The sequence below is a fragment of the Psychrobacter sp. AOP7-C1-14 genome (assembly GCF_052376135.1).
Lineage (GTDB): Bacteria > Pseudomonadota > Gammaproteobacteria > Pseudomonadales > Moraxellaceae > Psychrobacter.
Map to the genome: position 1 here is coordinate 1 of NZ_JBQSVH010000054.1, position 355 is coordinate 355.

Genomic DNA, 355 nt, shown 5'->3' on the forward strand with positions numbered 1-355 from the left:
GACCTTGTACTTGATAGTGTTATTACTGGCAACACCGTTACCAATAATACTGGTGTTCGAATTGATGACGGTACCAATGTAACTGCAGTCACATTAGCAGGCACTAACGTTACTGACGGTACTAATACTAGTGATTATGGCGCAGAAGGGTTTACAGCAACTGATACTGCGGGTAACAACGGTATATCAGTCAATAAAGGCGGCATCAGCTTCATTGATGGCGGAGGTGCACAGACAGGTCCAAGTGTGACCGCAGCTGGCTTTAATGCAGGCGGAACTGTCATTACCAATGTAGCAAGTGGCGGTGACGTGACCGACCCAAATAATGCAACCAACGGCGTTAATGCTGGTGACA

The 355-nt window shown here is 47.0% G+C and carries 1 pseudogene; it reads left to right on the forward strand.

Annotation, left to right across the window (positions count from 1 at the left end):
- Positions 1-355 (forward strand): annotated as a pseudogene (locus tag ACT3QN_RS13695) (hypothetical protein); the annotation flags it as partial.